Origin of the sequence: Arthrobacter ginsengisoli (assembly GCF_031456935.1) — a bacterium.
Classification (GTDB): domain Bacteria; phylum Actinomycetota; class Actinomycetes; order Actinomycetales; family Micrococcaceae; genus Arthrobacter; species Arthrobacter ginsengisoli.
The window spans coordinates 415,603-435,426 of sequence record NZ_JAVDVQ010000002.1 but is presented as its reverse complement, the minus strand read 5'-3'; the positions used below and the strand labels follow the sequence as shown (position 1 = coordinate 435,426).

Below are 19,824 nucleotides of genomic sequence, written 5' to 3'. Positions count from 1 at the left end.
CTTCCGTTCATCTATGCCGGAGAAGATGCCCCCGTGACTGATCTACCGCAGCAACCGCAGTACGCCGACCTTCCGCAAGCCGCCGCCACCGCCAGCCTGGTTTTCGGGGCCCAGCTTCCGGGCTCGCTGGCCGCGCCGCCGGAGCGCACCCTGGTCGAGGTGCTGCAGGAAACAGCCAAGCGCTTCCCGGACGCCTCTGCCCTCGACGACGGCCACGAGTCACTCAGCTATGCCCAGCTCACCGCTGCCGTCCGGGCGCAGGCACGGGAGCTGCACCGGGCCGGCGTCGGTGCCGGGGACAAGATCGGGGTCCGGATTCCGTCCGGCACCAACCTGCTCTATATCTCGATCCTGGCCATTCTGATGGTCGGGGCGGCCTACGTCCCGGTGGACGCGGACGACCCCGAAGAGCGGGCCAGGCTCGTGTTCGGCGAAGCCCGGGTTGCCGGGATATTAAGCGGAGCCGGGGAGATTGTGACAGCGGGCGAGCGGCCCCGCCCGTTCCCCGATCCAAGGCTGCCCGGTCCCGACGACGACGCCTGGGTCATCTTCACTTCCGGCTCCACGGGGACGCCCAAAGGTGTCGCGGTGCAACACCGATCCGCGGCAGCCTTCGTGGACGCCGAGGCGCGCCTTTTCCTGCAGGACGACCCGATCGGTCCGCAGGACCGCGTCCTGGCCGGTCTCTCGGTGGCTTTCGACGCCTCCTGCGAGGAGATGTGGCTGGCCTGGCGGCACGGCGCCTGCCTCGTCCCGGCACCCCGGGCCCTGGTCCGGACCGGCATGGACCTCGGCCCGTGGCTGATCAGCCACGGCATCACTGTCGTTTCCACGGTCCCCACCCTCGCCGCGCTCTGGCCGGTGGAGTCGCTGGAGAGCGTCCGCCTGCTGATCTTCGGCGGCGAAGCGTGCCCGCCGGACCTCGCCGAGCGGCTCGCCGTCGAAGGCCGCGAGGTCTGGAACACCTACGGCCCCACCGAGGCCACCGTCGTCGCCTGCGCGGCGCCGCTGGGCGGTCCCGGCCCGATCAGGATCGGACTGCCGCTGGACGGCTGGGACCTCGCCGTCGTGGACGACAACTCCCAGCCTGTCGGGGAAGGGGAGGTCGGCGAACTGATCATCGGCGGAGTCGGCCTGGCGCGGTACCTGGACCCGGCCAAGGACGCCGAGAAATATGCCCCGATGCCGTCCCTGGGCTGGCCGCGGGCGTACCGCTCCGGCGACCTGGTCCGCTACGAAGCCGAGGGGCTGATTTTCCAGGGCCGCGCCGACGAACAGGTCAAGCTCGGCGGCCGGCGGATCGAGCTGGGTGAGATCGACGCCGCCCTGCAGGGGCTGCCCGACGTCGCCGGCGCGGCCGCGACGGTGCAGACGACGGCGGCCGGCAACCAGATCCTGGTCGGCTATCTCGCCCCGGTGGGAGGCAGGGAGATCGATCTGGCCGCCGCACGGGAGCTGCTGGGCGGGAGCCTGCCGGCCCCGCTGATCCCGCTGCTGACCCTGGTCGATTCACTTCCCACCAAAACGAGCGGCAAGGTGGACCGGCATGCGCTGCCGTGGCCGCTGGCAGGGGCCGGCGCCACTGACACCGAAGCTGCCCCGCTGAACCTCCCGGACGACGCAGCCTGGGTCGTCGCGCAGTGGAGTGCCGTGCTCGGCAGCGCGGTGTCCAGCCTCGACGCCGATTTCTTCGCCTATGGGGGCGGCTCGCTTGCCGCCGCCCAGCTCGTCTCCGCGCTGCGCGTTCGCTACCCCACGATCACGGTGGCTGATATTTACGCCACTCCCCGGGTCGGGGCGCTCATCGACACCGCCCGCCAGTCGCTGCCCGAAGGCGGCGCGGGGCCGGCCCCGGAGCGCACAGTCCGGCGCACCGCGCGCAAATCGCAGGTCTTCCAGTCGCTGATGGGTGTCCCGCTGCACATCCTGGTCGGCATGCGCTGGCTGACGTACCTGATGGCGGCGAACAATCTGCTCTCGTCGTTCGCCGGTTTCAGCGCAGCGCCCACCGTGTCCTGGTGGTGGGTCGGTGCGTCCTGGCTCGTTTTCGTCAGTCCTGCGGGCCGGATGCTGATCTCCATCGCCGCGGCCAGGGTCCTGCTCCGCAAGGTAGTGCCGGGCACGTACCCGCGCTCCGGCCGGGTGCACCTGCGCCTGTGGCTGGCCGAGCAGATCCAGGACCTCGCCGGCGCCGTCAGCCTGGCCAGCGCTCCCTGGGTGCCGTACTACGCCCGGGCTCTCGGGGCCAGGATCGGCAACAATGTCCAGCTGCACTCGCTGCCGCCCGTGACCGGCCTGCTCTCGCTGGGCAGCGGCTGCAATGTCGAGCCCGAGGTTGATTTGTCCGGCTGGTGGATCGACGGCGACGTCGTCCATATCGGTGCTATCCATATCGGGCCGGGCGCAACGGTCGGTGCCCGGAGTACCCTCATGCCCGGCGCCACGATCGGTGCCGGAGCGCAGGTGGAACCGGGTTCGGCCGTGCTGGGCAAGGTGAAGTCAGGGCAGCTCGTCGCCGGGTCTCCGGCCGAGCGGCGGGGCAAGGCCAAACACTCGTGGCCGGACACTCCCGTGGAGCATCCGCTGATCGGCAGGCTCTGGTTTGCCGGCTTCGCCACCGCGTCGGCCGTCCTGGCCCTGATCCCCTATTTCTCCGCCGCCGCGGCGGCCTTCGTGGTCTTTGGCTTCATCCGGGGCAGCGAATCGCTCGGCGCCGCGCTGCCGCAGCTCCTGCTGTCCCTGCCGGCGGCCGCCCTGGTCTGGTTCCTCTCCAACCTCGTGCTGATCCTGCTGACCACCCGGCTCCTTGGTGTGGGTCTGGCCGAAGGGTACTACCGGGTGCGCAGCAGGATCGGCTGGCAGGTCTGGGCCACCGAACGGGTCCTGGACCTGGCCCGCGACCTGCTCTTCCCGGTTTACGCCAGCCTCTTCACACCGGTCTGGCTGCGCCTGCTCGGGGCCAGGATCGGCAAGAACGTGGAGGCCTCCACGGTTCTGCTCATCCCCAAGATGACCACGGTGGGCGAGGGCGCGTTCCTCGCCGACGACACGATGGTGGCGTCCTATGAGCTCGACGGCGGCTGGCTGCGGATCGCCCCGGCCAAGATCGGTAAACGCTCGTTCCTGGGAAACTCCGGCATGACCGCGGCCGGCCGAAACGTGCCGAAGAACTCCCTCGTGGCGGTGCTTTCGGCGACTCCCGCGAAGGCGAAGTCCGGGACGTCCTGGCTGGGCAGCCCGCCGGTCCGGCTCCGGCGCACGGCCATCGCCTCCGACGACACGAGGACGTACGAGCCGCCGTTGAAGCTCAAGATCGCCCGGGCCCTGTGGGAGCTGTGCCGCTTTGTCCCTGTCGTGGCAACGGTCGCAATCGCCGCCGCGGTTTTGCTCGCACTCGACTGGCTCGCCAGTGTCTTCAATTACGGCATCGCCGCCGTCCTGGGCGGATTCGTGATCCTGCTGGCCGGCTCGGTGGCAGCGGGCAGCGCCGTTGTGGCGAAATGGCTGCTCGTGGGGCGCATCCGTCCCGGCGAGCATCCGCTGTGGAGCTCCTTCATCTGGCGCAACGAGGTCGTGGATACCTTCATCGAAATGGTCAGCGCACCCTGGTTCGCCCGCGCGGCCACCGGGACCCCGGCGCTGGTCTGGTGGCTCCGGGCCCTCGGCGCCAAAATCGGGGCCGGCACCTGGTGTGAAAGCTACTGGCTGCCCGAAGCCGACCTTGTGACCCTGGGCCGGAACTCCACGGTCAACCGCGGCTGCGTCGTGCAGACCCATCTTTTCCACGACCGCGTCATGAGCATCGACACTGTTACGCTCGGTGACGGGGCAACGATGGGACCGCACGGAGTCATCCTCCCGCAGGCCCGGATCGGCAACGGCGGCACGGTGGGCCCGGCATCCCTGGTGATGCGCGGTGAAACGGTGCCGGCCGCGACCTACTGGATGGGCAATCCGGTGAGCCCCTGGAGCGGGCCGGCTGTGCCTGCCCCCAAGCTGAAGTAGCCACCGCCCGCCACGCACCTGCAATCCCGAAGGCCCGTTAATGAGTTCCAGCCCGTTTAGCTCCACCGCCGCAACCGGCACTGGAAGCGGCGTGACCGCCGACGATCCGGCCAGCTCCCCCGATCCGTACCTGCCGGGTCACGGCACGGATGCCTACCGTGTCACCCGCTATGAACTCGAGCTGGACTACAAGCTCAGCAGCAACCGCCTGAACGGGCGGGCCGTGGTGCACGCCGTCACCCAACGGCCGACGTCGGCCCTCGTGCTGGACCTGACCGGGCTCCGTGCCACCAAGATCCAGCTCAGCGGGCGGAGGGTGCGGAGGTTCAGCCAGCGTGCCGACCAGCTCGTCATCGTCCCTGACGCGGCCCTGCTGCCGGGCGAGGAATTCACCCTGGACATCCGCTACGAGGGCAACCCAACTCCCCGCCGCGGGCTGTGGGGGGAAGTGGGCTGGGAGGAACTCACCGACGGTGTGCTCGTGGCGGGCCAGCCGAACGGCGCACCGTCCTGGTTCCCCTGTAACGACCACCCTCAGGACAAGGCCAGCTACCGGATCTCAGTGACCACGGACGCGAACTACCGTGCCGTGTGCAACGGGATCCTGGTCGGGCGCACCAGCCGGTCCAGCCGCGAGACCTGGGTCTACGAGCAGTCGGAGCCGATGGCCACATACCTCGCCACGGTCCAGATCGGCCGCTATGAGCTGCTCTCCCTCAATCCGGTCCGCCCGGCAGTTCAGGTCCCCCAGTATGCGGCCGTCCCGCCGGCCCTGGCGGACAAGGCCCGCGAGGGTCTGGCCAGGCATCCCGAGATGATGCGCACGTTCATCGATTGCTTCGGCCCATATCCGTTCGCCGAGTACACCGTCGTGGTGGCAGGGGACGAGTTGGAGATCCCGCTGGAGGCGCAGGGCCTGTCCATCTTCGGCCCCAACCATCTGGGGCAGGACTGGGAGTCCCAGCGGCTCATCGCCCACGAGTTGTCCCACCAGTGGTTCGGGAACTCGCTCACGGCGGCCTCGTGGAAAGACATCTGGCTGCATGAGGGTTTTGCCTGCTACGCCGAATGGATCTGGTCCGAAGAGGCCGGCGTCATGCCGGTGGCCCGCCGGGCCGCCACGGCCTGGCGCAAGCTCAGCGCCGGCAAGCAGGACCTGCTCATCGGTGACCCCGGGCCGGAGCGGATGTTCGATGACCGGGTCTACAAGCGGGGCGCGCTGGCACTGCATGCCCTGCGCCGGCGCTGCGGCGACCTGGCGTTCTTCTCGCTGCTCCACGAATGGGCCGGGCAGAACCGACATGGCTCCGTCTCAACGCCGCAGTTCATCCTCACCGCGGACCACGCGACCGGCCTCGACACCGAGGCCCTGCTGCACCCGTGGCTGTACCAGGAGGCCCTGCCGCCGCTGCCGTCCGGCAGCTAACAGCACCGTCTCCATGAGCAACGGCCCATTCCTAAACGGAGTCGACGTTCGGCCGCGTTTCTCCGGTCCGTAACTCGCTGCCGTGGGCGATGACCGCGTAGATGATCAGCACGTCGATGGCGATGACGATAACGGACCACCACGGCTGCGCCGGAATGAGCATCAGTTGAACGACCGCGCTGACGCCCGCAACGACGACAGCAACGACTCGAGCCCACGTTGCACCGGAGAAGAGCGCGACGGCGGTGAGGATCAAGAGCACCCCCAGAGCCACATTCCACCAGCCCCACCCCTTCGCATCGAAGATGAACAGCGTGCCCGGGGTCGCCAAATAGTAGGTTTCGGGTCCGGTTAGGGCGACGAGGCCTTGAAGGCCGCTGAAGACGCCGTTGATGATCAGAATGACTCCGGCGAACGTGATCCAGCCGGTCCAGCCAGTCGAAGCGACAGGGTGATGGACAGTGCTCATAGTGCCGACCGCTTTCCGTTGAATTCTCTGCCGTCGGCCTCATGGTCGGCGCAGTCGTGTCGTGAAGCTGTACCGATTCCGATTATGTTCCTGGCAGTCCGGGCCGGTCAATCGTGGGCCGGGACACGTCGGAAGCGCACACCGGACCTGTGGACATCCGGACGTGGCCGTTCCAGAATCGGAATGTGCCCCTGACCGATCACTACGGGCTTTTCTTCGACGGCGACCTCCCGCCGATGCGCTCCCTGCGCACCGCGTGGCTGCTGGCATTGTTCCTGGGATTCACCGGCGCGGACCGGTTCTACCTGCACAAGCCCGTCACCGGCACCCTGAAGCTCCTGACGCTCGGCGGGGCCGGCATCTGGTGGCTCATTGACCTGTTCCGGATCACCGAACAATACGCCGCCGACGGTGCATCCATGCCGTTGGCCGGGACCAACGCCCTGCGGCGCGGCCTGCGTGTGGCCTCGATCGTCCTGGTCGCTGCCCTCGTGGGTGCGGCGATCGGCGTCAGCGCGGCCCCCGTCACCGGGACTGTCACCGCCACCGCTACCGCCGTAGACGCGCTGCTGCACCCGGCCCCGCCGCCACCGACGAAAGAGTGGATCACCGTTGCGGAGGCCTCCGGCACGAAACCCCCGGCGCCGCTCGTGACCATCACCGGCAGGCTCCACATCGAGTACACCTTCACCGGGCCAGCCGTTGCCTATCTCCAACCCGTGAATGGACCGGCCCTCACCGTGCTGTCCCTGGTCAAGGCCGGCGCCGGAGCGATCGGCGTCCCCCTGGCCCCGGGGACGTACACACTGATAGTCAGTACCACCGGCGCCATCTGGCACCTCACGGCCCAGGAATACCGGCTACCCGGGTAGCGGCACGGTACATGCCGCCGGGGCTTCCACAACCTGGCTGCGGCCGTTAAGCCGGTCCCACGACGGCCAGCGCGGCGGCGAAGCCTGCGGGCAGGCCCAGGGCAGCCGTGTCCAGCTCAACGAGGACGGCGCCGTCGGTGGGCTCCCCAAAGGCTTCGACCGAGCACGGGTCCAGACGCAGTCCGGTGCCGCGGGCTTTGAGCAGGGCTTCCTTGCGCGCCCAAACGGCTGTCCGCCAGGGGTCCGCCTGGTTCGGGGGCAATACTGCAAGCAGCTGCCGTTCCGCAGGGGTGAGGGCGACGTCGTCGAACCCGGGAAACCCGACCCTGGAGCTGTGCTCCAGGTCGATGCCGACCGTTGCCGCCGGTGTCAGGGCGCCGGCAGCCAGCAGGGCCCAGCCGCGGCTGCGGGAAAGGCTCAGGCTGAGGGCGGGACTGAAACCGGCCGAGGCACCGTGCAACTGGTAGCGGGGCCGGCCGTGGTCCAGCTCCGGCCCCGTGCCGCAGTCCGGGCAGCTGTAGGTGGCCGTCAGGTCCCCGGGGCGCACGCCGAGCAGTTCCGCGGCGAAACGGCGCAGCGCGATCCGGCCGGCGACAAAATCCTGCCGGGTTGCCGGGTCCTTGATGCCCGCGGCACGCGCCCGCTCGGCAGGATCGAGGAAGGCCCCTGCGTCCGGACCGATGTCGGCAAGACGAACGGACCGGACGGTTATTCCGGCAACGGCGACGGTTCCGCCGAGCTCTAGCGTTGGACTGCTCCGAAGCGCTCGTGGGCTACGGCCACGGCACTCTCGCGGGCCGCGGATGCCTCGTCTGCGGTGAGCGTGCGGTCCGCGGCACGGAAGCGCAGGCTGAAGGCCAGCGACTTCCTGCCCTCCTCGATGCCCTTGCCCGCGTAGACGTCGAAGAGTGCCACGTCCTCGAGCAGTTCGCCGGCGCCCTCGCGCAGGGCAGCAAGCACGTCTTCTGCCGGGACCTCCTGCGGCACCACGAGGGCAACGTCCTGGCTGGCCACCGGGTAGGTGGAGAGGTGCCGGGCGACAATGACGTCCGCCGCGGCGCCGATGAGGGCGTCCGCGTCGAACTCGAGGGCCACGGACCGGGCCGGCATGTCGTGGGCGGCCAGGAGCTTCGGGTGCAGCTCGCCGGCGTAGCCCAGGACTTCGCCGGTACGGAGCGCCAGCTGCGCGGTCCGCCCGGGGTGGAAGGCCTGGTGATGTCCCTGGCTGATGACGATGTCGACGCCGAGCACGTCACCGGCGGTCCGGGCGATGTCCAGGGCGTCGGCCCAGTCCCACGTCCGGGGTGTGTGGCCGGCGGCCGCCGGAGAGTCGTGTCCGGTGAGCACTGCGGCGAGGTACAGCGGCTGGTCCGGGACGCCGTCGTACAGGCCGTCCAGCACCTCATCACCGGGCTTGACACCGAGCGGCGGGATCGACGCGGTGCCGAGCGTGTCGCCTGGCAGGAACACCAGCCCTGCCTCGAAAAGGGCCAGGTCGCGGAAGCCGCGCGAGTGGTTGCGCTTGGCGACTTCGATCAGGCCCGGCAGGATCGAGGTGCGCAGATAGCCGTGTTCCTCGCTGATCGGGTTGGCGAGCTTGATGGCCTTGCGCGGCGACCCCTCGGCAGGAACGCCGAAGGTGTCATTGGCGGCCTTGGAGACGAACGGGTATGCCAGAACCTCGGTGAGGCCGGACGCGGCCAGCGCCTGGACCAGGCGCCGGCGCTGCTGCTGGACGCGGGTCAGCCCACGGCCCGGCGGCGCCACCGGCAGGGTCGCCGGGATCTGGTCATAGCCGACCAGCCGCGCGATCTCCTCGGTGAGGTCTTCCTTGGTTTCCAGGTCGTTCCGCCAGCTCGGGGCGGTCACCGTGTACCCGCCGTCGTTCTTCACAACGACGGCGCCCAGGTCCTTGAGCGAGGTGAGGATCTGTTCCTCGGTGAAATCGATGCCGATCCGTTCCGCGGCGAACGCTGCGGGCAGCTCGACGGTAACGGCGTCCGGTGCGGTTCCGACGTCGGTCCCTGCCTCTTCGGCAGTGCCCCCGGCAAGTTCGAGCAGGAGGTCAACGACGCGCTGCGCGGCGATGCCGGCAACCTGCCAGTCAACGCCGCGTTCGAACCGCTTGGAGGCTTCGGAGGGCAGTTTGTGCCGCCGCCGCGAGCGTCCGATGGACACTTCGTCGAAGTGCGCGGCCTCGACCAGGACGTTCGACGTCGAATCGCTGACCTCGGTGGCGGCGCCGCCCATCACGCCGGCGATGCCGATCGCACCGGAACCGTCGGTGATCAGCAGGTCCTCGACGTCGAGCGTGCGCTCCTTGGCGTCCAGGGTAGTGATCTTCTCCCCCGCCACCGCGCGCCGGACCACGATGTCACCGGACAGTTTGTCCAGGTCGTAGCAGTGCGTGGGCTGGCCAAGTTCGAGCATGACGTAATTCGAGATGTCCACCGGCAGGGAGATGGAGCGGATGCCGGCGAGCCGCAGCCGTGAAACCATCCACGGGGGCGTCGGCTTCGTGGCGTCGACGCCGCGGACCGTGCGGGCCACGAAGCGGTCGCAGCCGGGCTTGCCGTAGATCGGGGCGTCGTCGTTGAGCTTCACGCCGTGGCCGCCGGCCAGTTCCGCGGGCGCCTGCACCCTGGTTGCCGGGTCGGTGAAGGTGGTCCCGGTGGCGTGGGCGTATTCCCGCGCCACCCCGCGGATCGAGAAAGCGTATCCGCGGTCCGGGGTGACGTTGATTTCGGCGGCCTCGTCGTAAAGACCCAGCAGTTCCATGGCGTCGGTGCCGATTTCCGGGTCGAGCCCGATCCGGGACAGCACCAGGATGCCGTCGTGGTCCTCGCCGATGCCGAGCTCACGCACCGAGGCGATCATCCCGGCGGACAGGTGCCCGTAGGTCTTCCGTGCGGAAATGTGGAAGTCGCCGGGAAGCACAGCGCCCGGAAGGGTGACCACTACCTTGTCGCCTTCGCCGAAGTTGTGGGCGCCGCAGATGATGCCCTGCACGCCGGAGGGGTCGATGCCCTCGCCGGTGAGACTCTGCTGCCGGCCTTCGGGGACCACCCTGACCTGGCACCAGTTGATGGTCTTGCCGTTGGTCTGGGGCTCCTTGACGATGCTGAGGACCTGGCCGACCACAATGGGTCCCCGGAGGGTGTCCGTCGGCCGGTGGACTGCTTCTTCTTCAAAACCGACCTTGACCAGGTCGGCCATCACGTCTTCGGCCGTTGCTCCGGCCGGTACCTGCGCAAATTCACGCAGCCAGGAAAGTGGGATACGCACTGTTAGATCTCCATCCCGAAGTGCTCGCTGAAACGTACATCGCCTTCGATCATGTCGCGCATGTCGCCGACCTCGTTGCGGAACATGAGCGTGCGCTCAATGCCCATGCCGAAGGCAAAACCTGAATAGATGTCCGGGTCGATGCCGGCGGCGCGGAGCACGTTTGGGTTGACCATGCCGCAGCCACCCCATTCGATCCAGCCGGGACCGCCCTTGGCGCCCGGGTGCCAGATGTCCAGCTCGGCGGACGGCTCGGTGAACGGGAAGTAGTTGGGGCGCAGCCGGATCTGGGCTTCGTCGCCGAACATCTGGCGCGCGAAGTGCTCCAGGGTGCCACGGAGGTCCGCCATGCTGAGCTTCCGGTCGATGGCCAGGCCCTCGAACTGGTGGAACACGGGGGTGTGGGTGGCATCGAGCTCATCGGTGCGGAACACCTTGCCGGGGCAGAGCACGTAGATGGGCAGTTCGCGTTCCAGCATGGAGCGGACCTGCACCGGGGAGGTGTGGGTGCGCATCAGCAGGTGGGCTTCCGGCGGCTCCACGAAGAAGGTGTCCTGCATTTCGCGGGCCGGGTGGTCCGGCTTGAAGTTCAGCGCGTCGAAGTTAAACCACTCGGACTCGACCTCGGGCCCTTCGGCGATCTCCCAGCCCATGCCGACAAAGATGTCCGCGACGCGTTCCTGCAGCGTGGACAGCGGGTGGCGTGCACCGGTACGACGGCGGCGCGGAGCCGCTGTGACGTCCACGGTCTCCTCGACCAGGATGCGCGCGTCGTTCTCGGCTTCAAGCTCGGCCGTGCGGTCCGCGAGCGCCTTGTTGACGCGTCCCCGGGAGGAGCCCATGAGCTTTCCGGCGGCGGACTTCTGGTCCTTCGGCAGCCTTCCGATTTCACGGTTGGCGAGGCTCAGTGCGGACTTCTCGCCGGTGTGCGCGAGGCGCGCGGCTTTGAGTTCATCGAGCGTGGAGGCGGCGGCAATGGCGGCAACGGCCTGGTCTACGGCGGCGGTGATGGCGGCTTCATCCAGGGGATTCGGGACGCCGGCGCCCGGCAAAGTTTCAGTCATCTACTGTTCTTAGCTACGAGTCGGTTCATGCCACCGCGCACAGGACCTTCAACAGGAGCAGGGACCGGCGCGTTGACAAAGGGCAGGGCTCGCCAAATAACGCTCGGGCGGGCACTCCCCTTCAGTCTAGTTGAACGCACTCCGGTGCCCGAACGTGACGGCGCTCCCGCGGGCGTCCGGCGCTCCCGCCTGTCCCCGTCATTTTGTCTTCCGCGCCGCTGGATCCGGCGCCCCCGCGTGTCATTGCCGCTGCGCATCCCTGCGGCCGCGTATCCCGCAGGCGGGTCCCCGGCTAGCATGGCGTTATGACGCCGGGACAACGGCTGCGGCAGCTGGCCAACGTACTGAATACAACCACTCCGTTGGGCTTGTTGCTGGCCGGCTGCGCCCGCGCTCCAGTCCGCCGCGGACCCCGGGGGCTGCTGATCGCCACCGGGTACCGCTGGCGGCTGCCCTTCGCGGCCGCCTTCACGGTCGGCAATGTGGTGCTCTTCCGCTCCGGCCCGGAGGAAGCCCTGGCCAACCCGTTGCTGCTCGGGCACGAGGAGCGCCACAGCACCCAGTACGCCTGGTGCCTGGGACTGCCCTTCCTGCCGCTGTATTTCCTCGCCGCCGGCTGGTCCCTGGCCCGGTCCGGCAATCCCGGCTCGCGCAACTTCTTCGAACGGCACGCCGGGCTGCGGGCTGGCGGATATCCGGAGCGGGCGAGGCGAACTGACCCCCGGATCTCAACAGCGGATTTCCCTGCCGGATCCGGAACGCCCGGCTCCGGAAAAACCGGCTCCAACCCCCGGCTCCAGCACCGGACGGGCCCAGCGGCCCCAGAACGGAACGAGGCATAATGACCGACAGCCAAAGATCAATTTCAGTCAGCGGGTCCGGCAGTGCGGAAGCCGCACCGGACCTGCTGACCCTCTCGATCGGCGTCGAGTGCCGCCAGGAGGACGTCGGCGCGGCCTACGGCGAGGCGGGCCGTGTCTCGGCAGCCATCACGGCGGCACTGCGCGAATACGGCGTGGCGAATCCGGACATCACGACGTCGGGACTCAATGTCCGCGCCGAGGTGAACTGGCAGGAGGGCCGCGGCCAGGTCGTCTCGGGCTACCTGGCATCGAGCGTGCTGAGCGTCCGGCTCAGGGAGCTGGGCAGATCCTCGGAGGTCATCGCCGCCGCGGTCAACGCCGGCGGCAACGCAGTCCGGCTCAACGGGCTGGAGCTCGGCTTCGCCGATCCCGCCGCCGTCACGGCGCGGGCCCGCGAAGCCGCCTGGCAGGACGCACTCACCACGGCCGGGCACTTCGCGTCGCTCGCCGGCGCCTCCCTGGGCAAGGTGGTCTCGCTCGTGCAGCAGTCCGGCCAGCCGGCGCCCATCCCGGTGGCGAAGATGCAGCGTGCGGCCGCAGTGGAGTCGCTCACCGTGGAGGCCGGCGAGTCCAGCATCAGCGCCACCGTCAACGTCGTGTGGGAACTGCTCGACTGAGCTGCGCCCTGGTGCCGGCACAGTCCGGGGCCGGCCGGTGCGGGGCCAGCCGGTGCGGTGCCACCAGGATCGTGGCCCCGGCCAGGGTGCCGAGGACGACGACGGCGGGGACCCCGCCGCGGGCGGGCCGCGAGCGCCGCCTTCACCGGAAGCGTGCGGGGGCCTTGACTTAAACTCGAACATATATTCGAATGGACCAATGAGATGGGACGCACAAGCACTCAAACCGGCGCCCGAAGACACGGCTTCCGGAACCGGGTCGCCGGGTGACGGGGCACCCGGCGTAACGAGCGGGCGCAGCCAGTCCCCCGCCACCGATGCGCTGCTGCCGTTGATCGGGCTGGTACGGTCCGTGTCCACCCCCGAGTTTGCCGGGGTCACTTTCCATGAGGTCACCGCCAAATCGGTGCTCAACAAAGTGGTCGCCGGTTCGCGGATGCCGTTTGAGTGGACCGTCAACCCCTACCGCGGCTGCAGCCACGCCTGCGTCTACTGCTTCGCCCGGAAGAGCCACACCTACCTCGACTTCGACGCCGGGCTGGACTTCGACAGCCAGGTGGTGGTGAAGATCAACGCCGCGGAGGTCCTGCGCCGGGAACTGGCCAGGCCCGCCTGGGCACGGCAGCACGTGGCGCTCGGCACCAACACCGATCCCTACCAGCGGGCGGAGGGCCGGTACCGGCTCATGCCGGGCATCATCGGGGCTCTGGCCGATTCCGGCACACCCCTGTCGATCCTGACCAAGGGCACGCTGCTGGCCCGGGACATCCCGCTCCTGAAACACGCCGCGGCACAGGTGCCTGTCGGCGTGGGCATCTCGCTGGCGATGACTGACGAGAGCCTCTCCGAAGCGGTGGAGCCGGGCACGCCCGGTCCACGCGCACGCCTCAAGCTGATCACGCGTCTCCGCGAGGCAGGGCTGCCCTGCGGCGTGATGGCCATGCCCATCCTGCCCTGGCTTTCGGATAGTGACGAGGCCCTCGATTCCCTGTTCGGGTCGCTGGCTGCGGCGGGCGCCACCGGCGTTACCGCCGGTGCCCTCTACCTCAAGCCCGGAACCCGAGAATGGTTCATGCAGTGGATCGCCAGGGAACATCCGCAACTCGCGGGCAAGTACCGGCGCCTGTACGGAACCGGCTCCTACGCCTCCAAGGAATACCGTGCCTGGCTGTCGGGCCGCATCCGGTACTTCAAGGCCCGCCACGGTTTCTCCGGCTCGCAGGGCTTCAGCCACCGCGACCTCAACGACGATCCCGGCAGCACCGACCCGCGGGATGAGGAAGCTCAGTACCCCGCCGGCAGCATCCCCGGCGAGGCAACGCTGCCTGGCGGCCCGCGACGGCCAGCAACCGAGGCGGCGCAGCCCACCCTGTTCTAGCAGTCGGCCCTCTTCCGGCAGCCCACCCAGCGCTAGAGGGCCTTCACGGCGCCCAGGACGCGGGTGAGCGATTCCTTGGCGTCACCAAAAAGGAGCGTGGTCTTCGGATCAAACAGCAGCTCGTTCTCGATCCCGGCGAAGCCCGGCCGCATAGAGCGTTTGAGGAACACCACCTGCCCAGCCTGGGCCACCTCCAGGATCGGCATCCCGTAGATCGGCGCCCCGGGCGTGGACTTGGCGGCAGGATTAACCACGTCATTGGCGCCCACGATGAGCGCCACGTCGGTGTTCGGGAACTCCGGGTTGGCTTCCTCCAGCTCCTTCAGGCACTCATACGGAACGTTCGCTTCCGCGAGCAGCACGTTCATGTGGCCCGGCATCCGGCCGGCCACGGGGTGGATGGCAAAGACCACCTCGACGCCGCGGGCGGCCAGCGCGGTGGCGAGTTCGGCGATCGTATGCTGGCCCTGGGCCACGGCCAGTCCGTAACCGGGAACGATCACCACCCGCTGCGCGTAGCCGAGCTGGACTGCGACGTCCTCAGGCGAAGAGGAGCGCACCGGCCGGTCGCTCTGCACCGTTGACCCCGCCGTCGAGCCTCCCCGGAAGGCTCCGAACATGATGCCCGTGACGCCGCGGCCCATGGCGGACGCCATCACTTTGGTCAGGATGGTACCGCTGGCCCCCACGAGCGTGCCGGCAACGACCAGGAGCACATTGCCCAGCACGATGCCGGAGGCAGCGACCGCGAGGCCGGTGAAAGCGTTGAGCAGGGAAATCACGATTGGAACGTCGGCCCCGCCGACCGGAAGGACCAGCAGCAGTCCTGCCATCAGGCCCAGCACCAACAGCGCCATGGCCCAGCCGACCGAACCTGTCACGACGACGACGCCCCCGGCCGCGACGGCCCCCAGCACCACAACTCCCATCACCACCGGCATGCCGGGGAACAGCAGGGGGCGCGCGCTGATCAATTCCTGCAGCTTCCCCACCGTCACGGCCGACCCGGCAAAGGACACCGCGCCCACCAGCATCGTGAACACCACGGCCAGCCGCACCCAGGGATCCCCGCTGTGGCCCAGCTCCAGCACCGCCACCAGGGCGGCGGCTCCGCCGCCTACTCCGTTGAACAGGGCAACCAGCTGCGGCATCTGGGTCATCTGCACGCGCCGGGCCACGGGGACGGCCACGGCGGAACCAACGGCGATCGCGGCGATAATGAGCGGGATGTTCTCCAGTTTCGCGGAGAGGAAAACGGTGACCACAGCCACGAGCGCGCCGGCCGCCCCGATGGCGTTGCCGCGCCGGGCGGTCCGGGGCGAGCTCAGTCCCTTCAGCGCGAGGATAAAACAGACAGCGGCCACGAGGTAGAACAGGGACGTCCAGCCGGGGCCGAGGATACTCACGCGCCGTCCTCCCGGGTGCGGGCACCGCGCCTGGCAGGCTTCCGGCCGCTGAACATTTCCAGCATCCGGTCCGTCACCACGAACCCGCCGACGAGATTAACGGTCGCCAGCACCACGGCGGTGAGGGCGACCGTCAGCAACCACGGGTCAGTGGCCTGACCCGCCACGATAATCGCGCCCACCAGGATGATGCCGTGGATGGCGTTGGCCCCGGACATCAGCGGCGTATGCAGCTTGCTCGTCACCTTCGAGACGACTTCGAATCCTACAAAAACGGCGAGCACCACCACGGTTAACAGCGTGATCGGATCCATCATTTGAAGGCCTCCAGTGCTTCCGCGGTGGCGGCATGCCGGACGGAGCCGCCGTGGGTCAGGCAGGAGGCCGCGACGACTTCGTCGTCGAAATCCGGGACGACTTTGCCGTCGGCGGTCATCAGGGCCAAAAGGTTTGCGACATTCTTGGCGAACAGCCGGGAGGCATCGGAGGGCATCGCCGAGGCGGCGTCCTGCAGTCCCACCAGGGTCACGGATCCGCCGTCCACCGGGATCTGGAGGTCACGGCCAGCGATGACTCCTTCGACGTTTCCGCCGGACTCCGCCGCAAGGTCAACCACAACCGAACCGGCGCGCATTCCGGCCACCATTTCCGTGGTCACCAGCAACGGTGCCGCGCGGCCGGGAATGGCCGCCGTGGTGATCAGCACATCCGCCGCGGCAACGTGCGGGGCCAGCAGGGCACGCTGGCGTTTGGCCCGGTCCTCGCCGAGCTCACGGGCGTAGCCGCCGCTGCCCTCAGCGGACGGGTCCGCAGTTCGAGTGTCAAGATCCAGGTGGATGAACGTGCCTCCCATCGAGGCGACCTCGTCTGCGGAGGCCGCGCGGATATCGTTCGCGGAGACCCTCGCCCCGAGTCGCTTCGCGGTGCCGATCGCCTGCAGTCCGGCGACGCCGGCCCCCAGGACGAGCACGCGTGCGGGCGGGATCGTACCGGCCGCCGTCATGTAAAGCGGGAAGAACCTGGGATAGCGCAGGGCCGCCTCCAGAACGGCGCGGTAGCCCGAAACCAGAGACTGGGAACTGAGCGCATCCATGGACTGGGCCCGGGAGATGCGCGGCACCAGCTCCAGCGCGAAGGAGGTCACGCCCGCGGCAGCCAGGGCGCGCACACCGGGAAGTTCCGACGCCGGCGAGGCAAACCCGATCGAGACGGTGCCCGGGCGCAGTCCCGCGGCGGTCTCCGGTTCGAGCGGCCGGACATGCAGCAGCACATCCAGCGACTCAGCTATCAGCTCCGGGACGATCGACGCTCCGGCCGCGGCGAAGGCTGCGTCCGCGTACCCGGCCCCGGCGCCCGCATTGCTCTCCACCGCCACGTCCAGGCCGAGGGCCCTGAGCTGCAACACCGTCTCCGGCGTGGCGGCAACCCGCCGCTCCCCTGCACGCTGCTCCCGCCTGACACCGACCTGCACGGGCTGCTCCTCTCGGTTCGCTTCAGCGTAGTCACATGCTTCACGCTTTGGCGAGAGGTGGGGCCGCTGCGTGCCTCCAGCCGGGCCTCAGCGCGCGGTCACGGCCGGTGAGTCCGATACCTGAAGCATGTCCAGCAACGCCTCGACAATCGGAAAGTCAGCCGGAATCCATGGCAGGCCCAGGACCTCCTCACGGTTCCGCAGATTGATCCAGCGCAGCTCATCGTGGTCCTGCAGGGGCCGGGGAACACCGTCGAGAAGCTCGGCACACCACACGCGCATCGCGGCGCGCTCGTTGAGCGGCCAGCCGTCGGCGGCGCCGCTGTCCAGTTCGGCGCCAAGCCGGATGCTCACGCCCAGCTCTTCGAGCAGCTCGCGGTGCAGGGCCCCCTCGGCCGTCTCACCGGACTCGACCTTGCCGCCGGGGAACTCCCACATGCCGGCGAACTGCGGGGGCGCCGTCCGCCGCGCCACGAGCAGCCGGCCGGGTTCGGCAAGGGAATCCAGTACTGCGCCTCCCACGACGCTGATGAGTCCAGTCACGCTCCCAAGTCTAGGGGCGGCGGCAGCTTAGGAGACAATGGGTAGGGGCCGCCTTCCTGAAGACCCGGAATACCGCGTACGCCCGCCCGGTTACACCCACCAGCACAAAAATCAGATTTATCTTGCCGCAATCTCCCGGTTCCAGCCGGGGGCGTCACCGAAAAGCAGACGAATGACAACCACCACACAGGCCCCGGCGACCGCCGGGACCGGCACGCGCCATCTCGCCCTTGCCATCGTTTCCCTTGCCATGGGCGGCTTCGGCATCGGCACCACCGAGTTCACCATGATGGGCTTGCTCAAGGAGGTGGAGCAAGGGCTTAACATCAGCACTCCGGAGGCCGGCCACCTGATCTCGGCCTACGCGCTCGGTGTGGTGATCGGCGCCCCGCTGCTGGCCGCCGTCGGCGCCAGGATGCCGCGGAAGTACCTTGCCCTGGGGCTCATGATGTTTTTCAGCATCGCAAACCTGACGTCCTTTATCGCGCCGGACTACGGGACCATGCTCGTGTCGCGCTTCGCTGCCGGGCTGCCGCACGGAGCCTTCTTCGGCATTGCGGCCGTGATCGCGGCGTCACTGGTCGCGCCGACCAGGCGCGGCTGGGCAATTTCGATGGTCATGGCCGGCCTGACAGTCTCCAACGTCGTTGGCGTCCCCTTTGGCACCTGGCTGGGACAGACGTACGGCTGGCGGCTGCTGTTCCTGCTGGTAGGCGTGATTGGCATCCTCACCCTGGTGATGCTCTGGAAGTTCCTGCCGTTCCAGAAGCCGCACGCCGATGCGAGCTTCCGCCGCGAACTGGGGGCCCTCAAGCGGCTCCAGGTCTGGCTGGCGATCCTGATCGGCATCGTCGGCTTCGGCGGCTTCTTCGCCACATATACCTACATCGCGCACACCATGACCTCCGTGGCGGGAATTCCGGCCGCCTGGCTCCCGCTGGTCGTCGCGCTGTACGGGCTGGGCATGGTGGCAGGCAACATCGTCGGCGGCCGGATCGCGGACAAGTCCGTGATGGGAACGATCTACTGGGTGCTGCCCGGCATCGCCGTGGCACTCGTGGTCTACGCCGCCGCCGTGCACTGGCCCTGGTCTGCTTACGTGATGGTTTTCGTCGTCGGCGGCGCCGGTTCGTTGCTCGTCCCGGCGCTGCAGACCCGGCTGCTGGACGCTTCCCCGGATGCCCCCTCACTGGCATCTTCGCTCAACCATGCGGCCCTCAACGTCGCCAACGCTTTGGGGGCCTTCCTCGGCGGCCTCGTAATTGCCTGGGGTTGGGGCTACGTGGCGCCCGCCCTGGTCGGGGCCGGGCTGGCCATCCTGGGCCTCGGCGTCGCGCTGATCAGCGGACTGGTCGAACGCAAGAGGCCGCTGGTCCGGTAGGCCGCAATGCGGCTCCCGGCCAACGGCCTCAGTTCCCGGTCCGTTGCGGCCGGGCGCCGGCTATGGCGTGCTGACGCGCTGGACGTCCGGTTCGAGGTAGATGACCCGGGCGATCGGCACGGCCGCGCGGATCCGCGCCTCGGCGTCATCGATCGCCTTGGCAATTTCCTGGCCGGTGTCGGACTGGCCGATGCTGATCTTGGCCGCGACGAGCAGTTCCTCCGGGCCCAGGTGAAGCGTCTTGAGGTGGATGATCGAGGTCCCATCGGACTCGATGGCCGCTCGGATCCTGACGACGTCGTCCTTTGTGGCTGATTCACCGAGCAGCAGCGACTTCGTCTCGACGGCTAGCACGGCGGCGATGGCCACGAGCAGGAAGCCGATCATCGCGGTACCCAGGGCATCCCAGATGCCGTTGCCGGTAAGGAGCGTCAGGCTCACGCCGAAGAGCGCGAAGACCAGGCCCACCAGGGCACCGAGGTCTTCGAGGAGGATGACGGGCAGCTCCGGCTGCTTGGCACTGCGGACGAACTTGACCCAGCTCTGCTTGCCGCGGAGGTGGTTGGACTCGATGATCGCGGTCCGGAACGAGAAGGACTCGGCGATGATGGCACCGATCAGGACAGCGAGCGGAACCCACCAGAACGCCCCCTCAATGGCGTGCGGGTGCTGGAGCTTCCCCCACGCTTCGTAGAGCGCAAAGAGGCCGCCCACACTGAACAGCACGATCGAGACGATGAAGGCGTAAATATAACGCTCGCGCCCGTAGCCGAACGGATGCTCCGGGCTCGCGGCGCGCTTGGCTTTCTTGCCGCCGACGAGGAGCAGGATCTGGTTGCCCGAGTCCGCGAGCGAGTGGATCGCTTCTGCCAGCATCGATGAGGAAAACGTCAGGAAATACGCGACGAATTTCAGGACGGCGATTGTCAGGTTCGCAGCCAGCGCTGCAACAATCGCCTTGGTACCGCCATTTGCAGCCAAGAGAGCTTCTCCTTAGGGATTCGTCCGGGGGGTGGGCTCCAACCGTTGCCTGCGCCCACAAGG

16 protein-coding genes are annotated in these 19,824 nt (G+C 68.5%); 7 read left to right on the top strand and 9 right to left on the bottom strand.

What is annotated here, in order from left to right; all coding sequences use genetic code 11:
* Positions 1-96 precede the first annotated feature (96 nt).
* The gene (locus J2X01_RS04130) at positions 97-4,005 is read left to right on the top strand and encodes a Pls/PosA family non-ribosomal peptide synthetase (RefSeq protein ID WP_310050956.1); all 3,909 of its coding nucleotides are present in this window, start codon (positions 97-99) and stop codon (positions 4,003-4,005) included.
* 40 nt (positions 4,006-4,045) lie between these two features.
* Positions 4,046-5,431 carry a M1 family metallopeptidase gene (locus J2X01_RS04125; protein ID WP_310050837.1) on the top strand — a complete coding sequence of 462 codons (1,386 nt, stop codon included), beginning with the start codon at positions 4,046-4,048 and terminating at the stop codon, positions 5,429-5,431.
* A 31-nt stretch (positions 5,432-5,462) separates the two neighbouring features.
* On the opposite strand, the gene J2X01_RS04120 is transcribed toward J2X01_RS04125, so the two are convergent.
* The gene (locus J2X01_RS04120; RefSeq protein ID WP_310050833.1) at positions 5,463-5,900 is read right to left on the bottom strand and encodes a DUF7144 family membrane protein; all 438 of its coding nucleotides are present in this window, start codon (positions 5,898-5,900) and stop codon (positions 5,463-5,465) included.
* 185 nt (positions 5,901-6,085) lie between these two features.
* Between J2X01_RS04120 and J2X01_RS04115 the strand changes: the two genes are divergently transcribed.
* Entirely contained in the window at positions 6,086-6,772 is a 687-nt protein-coding gene (locus tag J2X01_RS04115; protein ID WP_310050831.1) for a TM2 domain-containing protein, read from the top strand.
* Between the two features lie 46 nt (positions 6,773-6,818).
* Here the strand turns inward: J2X01_RS04115 and J2X01_RS04110 are convergent, their stop codons facing one another.
* The 3 genes from J2X01_RS04110 to pheS all read right to left on the bottom strand — a co-directional run bounded on the left by J2X01_RS04110 (position 6,819) and on the right by pheS (position 11,121).
* Positions 6,819-7,319 carry a 4'-phosphopantetheinyl transferase family protein gene (locus J2X01_RS04110; protein ID WP_310050828.1) on the bottom strand — a complete coding sequence of 167 codons (501 nt, stop codon included), beginning with the start codon at positions 7,317-7,319 and terminating at the stop codon, positions 6,819-6,821.
* A 194-nt stretch (positions 7,320-7,513) separates the two neighbouring features.
* Positions 7,514-10,057, bottom strand: a complete 2,544-nt coding sequence (gene pheT / locus J2X01_RS04105) for a phenylalanine--tRNA ligase subunit beta (RefSeq protein WP_310050826.1) — start codon at positions 10,055-10,057, stop codon at positions 7,514-7,516.
* Positions 10,058-10,059: 2 nt separating this feature from the next.
* Positions 10,060-11,121 carry a phenylalanine--tRNA ligase subunit alpha gene (pheS, locus tag J2X01_RS04100; RefSeq protein ID WP_310050824.1) on the bottom strand — a complete coding sequence of 354 codons (1,062 nt, stop codon included), beginning with the start codon at positions 11,119-11,121 and terminating at the stop codon, positions 10,060-10,062.
* A gap of 305 nt (positions 11,122-11,426) precedes the next feature.
* On the opposite strand from pheS, the gene J2X01_RS04095 reads away from it, so the two are divergent.
* The 3 genes from J2X01_RS04095 (at position 11,427) to J2X01_RS04085 (ending at position 13,979) form a co-directional block, all read left to right on the top strand.
* The gene (locus tag J2X01_RS04095; protein ID WP_374724926.1) at positions 11,427-11,963 is read left to right on the top strand and encodes a hypothetical protein; all 537 of its coding nucleotides are present in this window, start codon (positions 11,427-11,429) and stop codon (positions 11,961-11,963) included.
* Positions 11,963-12,601, top strand: coding sequence for an SIMPL domain-containing protein (locus J2X01_RS04090; RefSeq protein WP_310050822.1), 639 nt, complete (start codon positions 11,963-11,965; stop codon positions 12,599-12,601). The genes J2X01_RS04095 and J2X01_RS04090 overlap by 1 nt, the downstream gene beginning before the upstream one ends.
* Before the next feature lie 199 nt (positions 12,602-12,800).
* Positions 12,801-13,979, top strand: coding sequence for an Rv2578c family radical SAM protein (locus J2X01_RS04085; RefSeq protein WP_310050820.1), 1,179 nt, complete (start codon positions 12,801-12,803; stop codon positions 13,977-13,979).
* Positions 13,980-14,011: 32 nt separating this feature from the next.
* Here J2X01_RS04085 and J2X01_RS04080 read toward each other — a convergent pair whose 3' ends face one another.
* The 4 genes from J2X01_RS04080 to J2X01_RS04065 form a co-directional block, all read right to left on the bottom strand.
* On the bottom strand, positions 14,012-15,385 hold the full coding sequence (locus J2X01_RS04080) for an NAD(P)(+) transhydrogenase (Re/Si-specific) subunit beta (RefSeq protein WP_310050818.1): 1,374 nt from the start codon (positions 15,383-15,385) through the stop codon (positions 14,012-14,014).
* Positions 15,382-15,699, bottom strand: a complete 318-nt coding sequence (locus tag J2X01_RS04075) for an NAD(P) transhydrogenase subunit alpha part 2 (protein WP_310050953.1) — start codon at positions 15,697-15,699, stop codon at positions 15,382-15,384. The genes J2X01_RS04080 and J2X01_RS04075 overlap by 4 nt, the downstream gene beginning before the upstream one ends.
* Positions 15,699-16,856: a Re/Si-specific NAD(P)(+) transhydrogenase subunit alpha gene (locus J2X01_RS04070; RefSeq protein ID WP_310050815.1), complete on the bottom strand. Its 1,158-nt coding sequence runs from the start codon at positions 16,854-16,856 to the stop codon at positions 15,699-15,701. The genes J2X01_RS04075 and J2X01_RS04070 overlap by 1 nt, the downstream gene beginning before the upstream one ends.
* A gap of 87 nt (positions 16,857-16,943) precedes the next feature.
* The gene (locus J2X01_RS04065; RefSeq protein ID WP_310050813.1) at positions 16,944-17,399 is read right to left on the bottom strand and encodes a (deoxy)nucleoside triphosphate pyrophosphohydrolase; all 456 of its coding nucleotides are present in this window, start codon (positions 17,397-17,399) and stop codon (positions 16,944-16,946) included.
* A 172-nt stretch (positions 17,400-17,571) separates the two neighbouring features.
* On the opposite strand from J2X01_RS04065, the gene J2X01_RS04060 reads away from it, so the two are divergent.
* On the top strand, positions 17,572-18,780 hold the full coding sequence (locus J2X01_RS04060) for an MFS transporter (protein ID WP_310050810.1): 1,209 nt from the start codon (positions 17,572-17,574) through the stop codon (positions 18,778-18,780).
* A gap of 60 nt (positions 18,781-18,840) precedes the next feature.
* On the opposite strand, the gene J2X01_RS04055 is transcribed toward J2X01_RS04060, so the two are convergent.
* Positions 18,841-19,761, bottom strand: a complete 921-nt coding sequence (locus J2X01_RS04055) for a cation diffusion facilitator family transporter (protein ID WP_310050808.1) — start codon at positions 19,759-19,761, stop codon at positions 18,841-18,843.
* Positions 19,762-19,824: the final 63 nt, after the last annotated feature.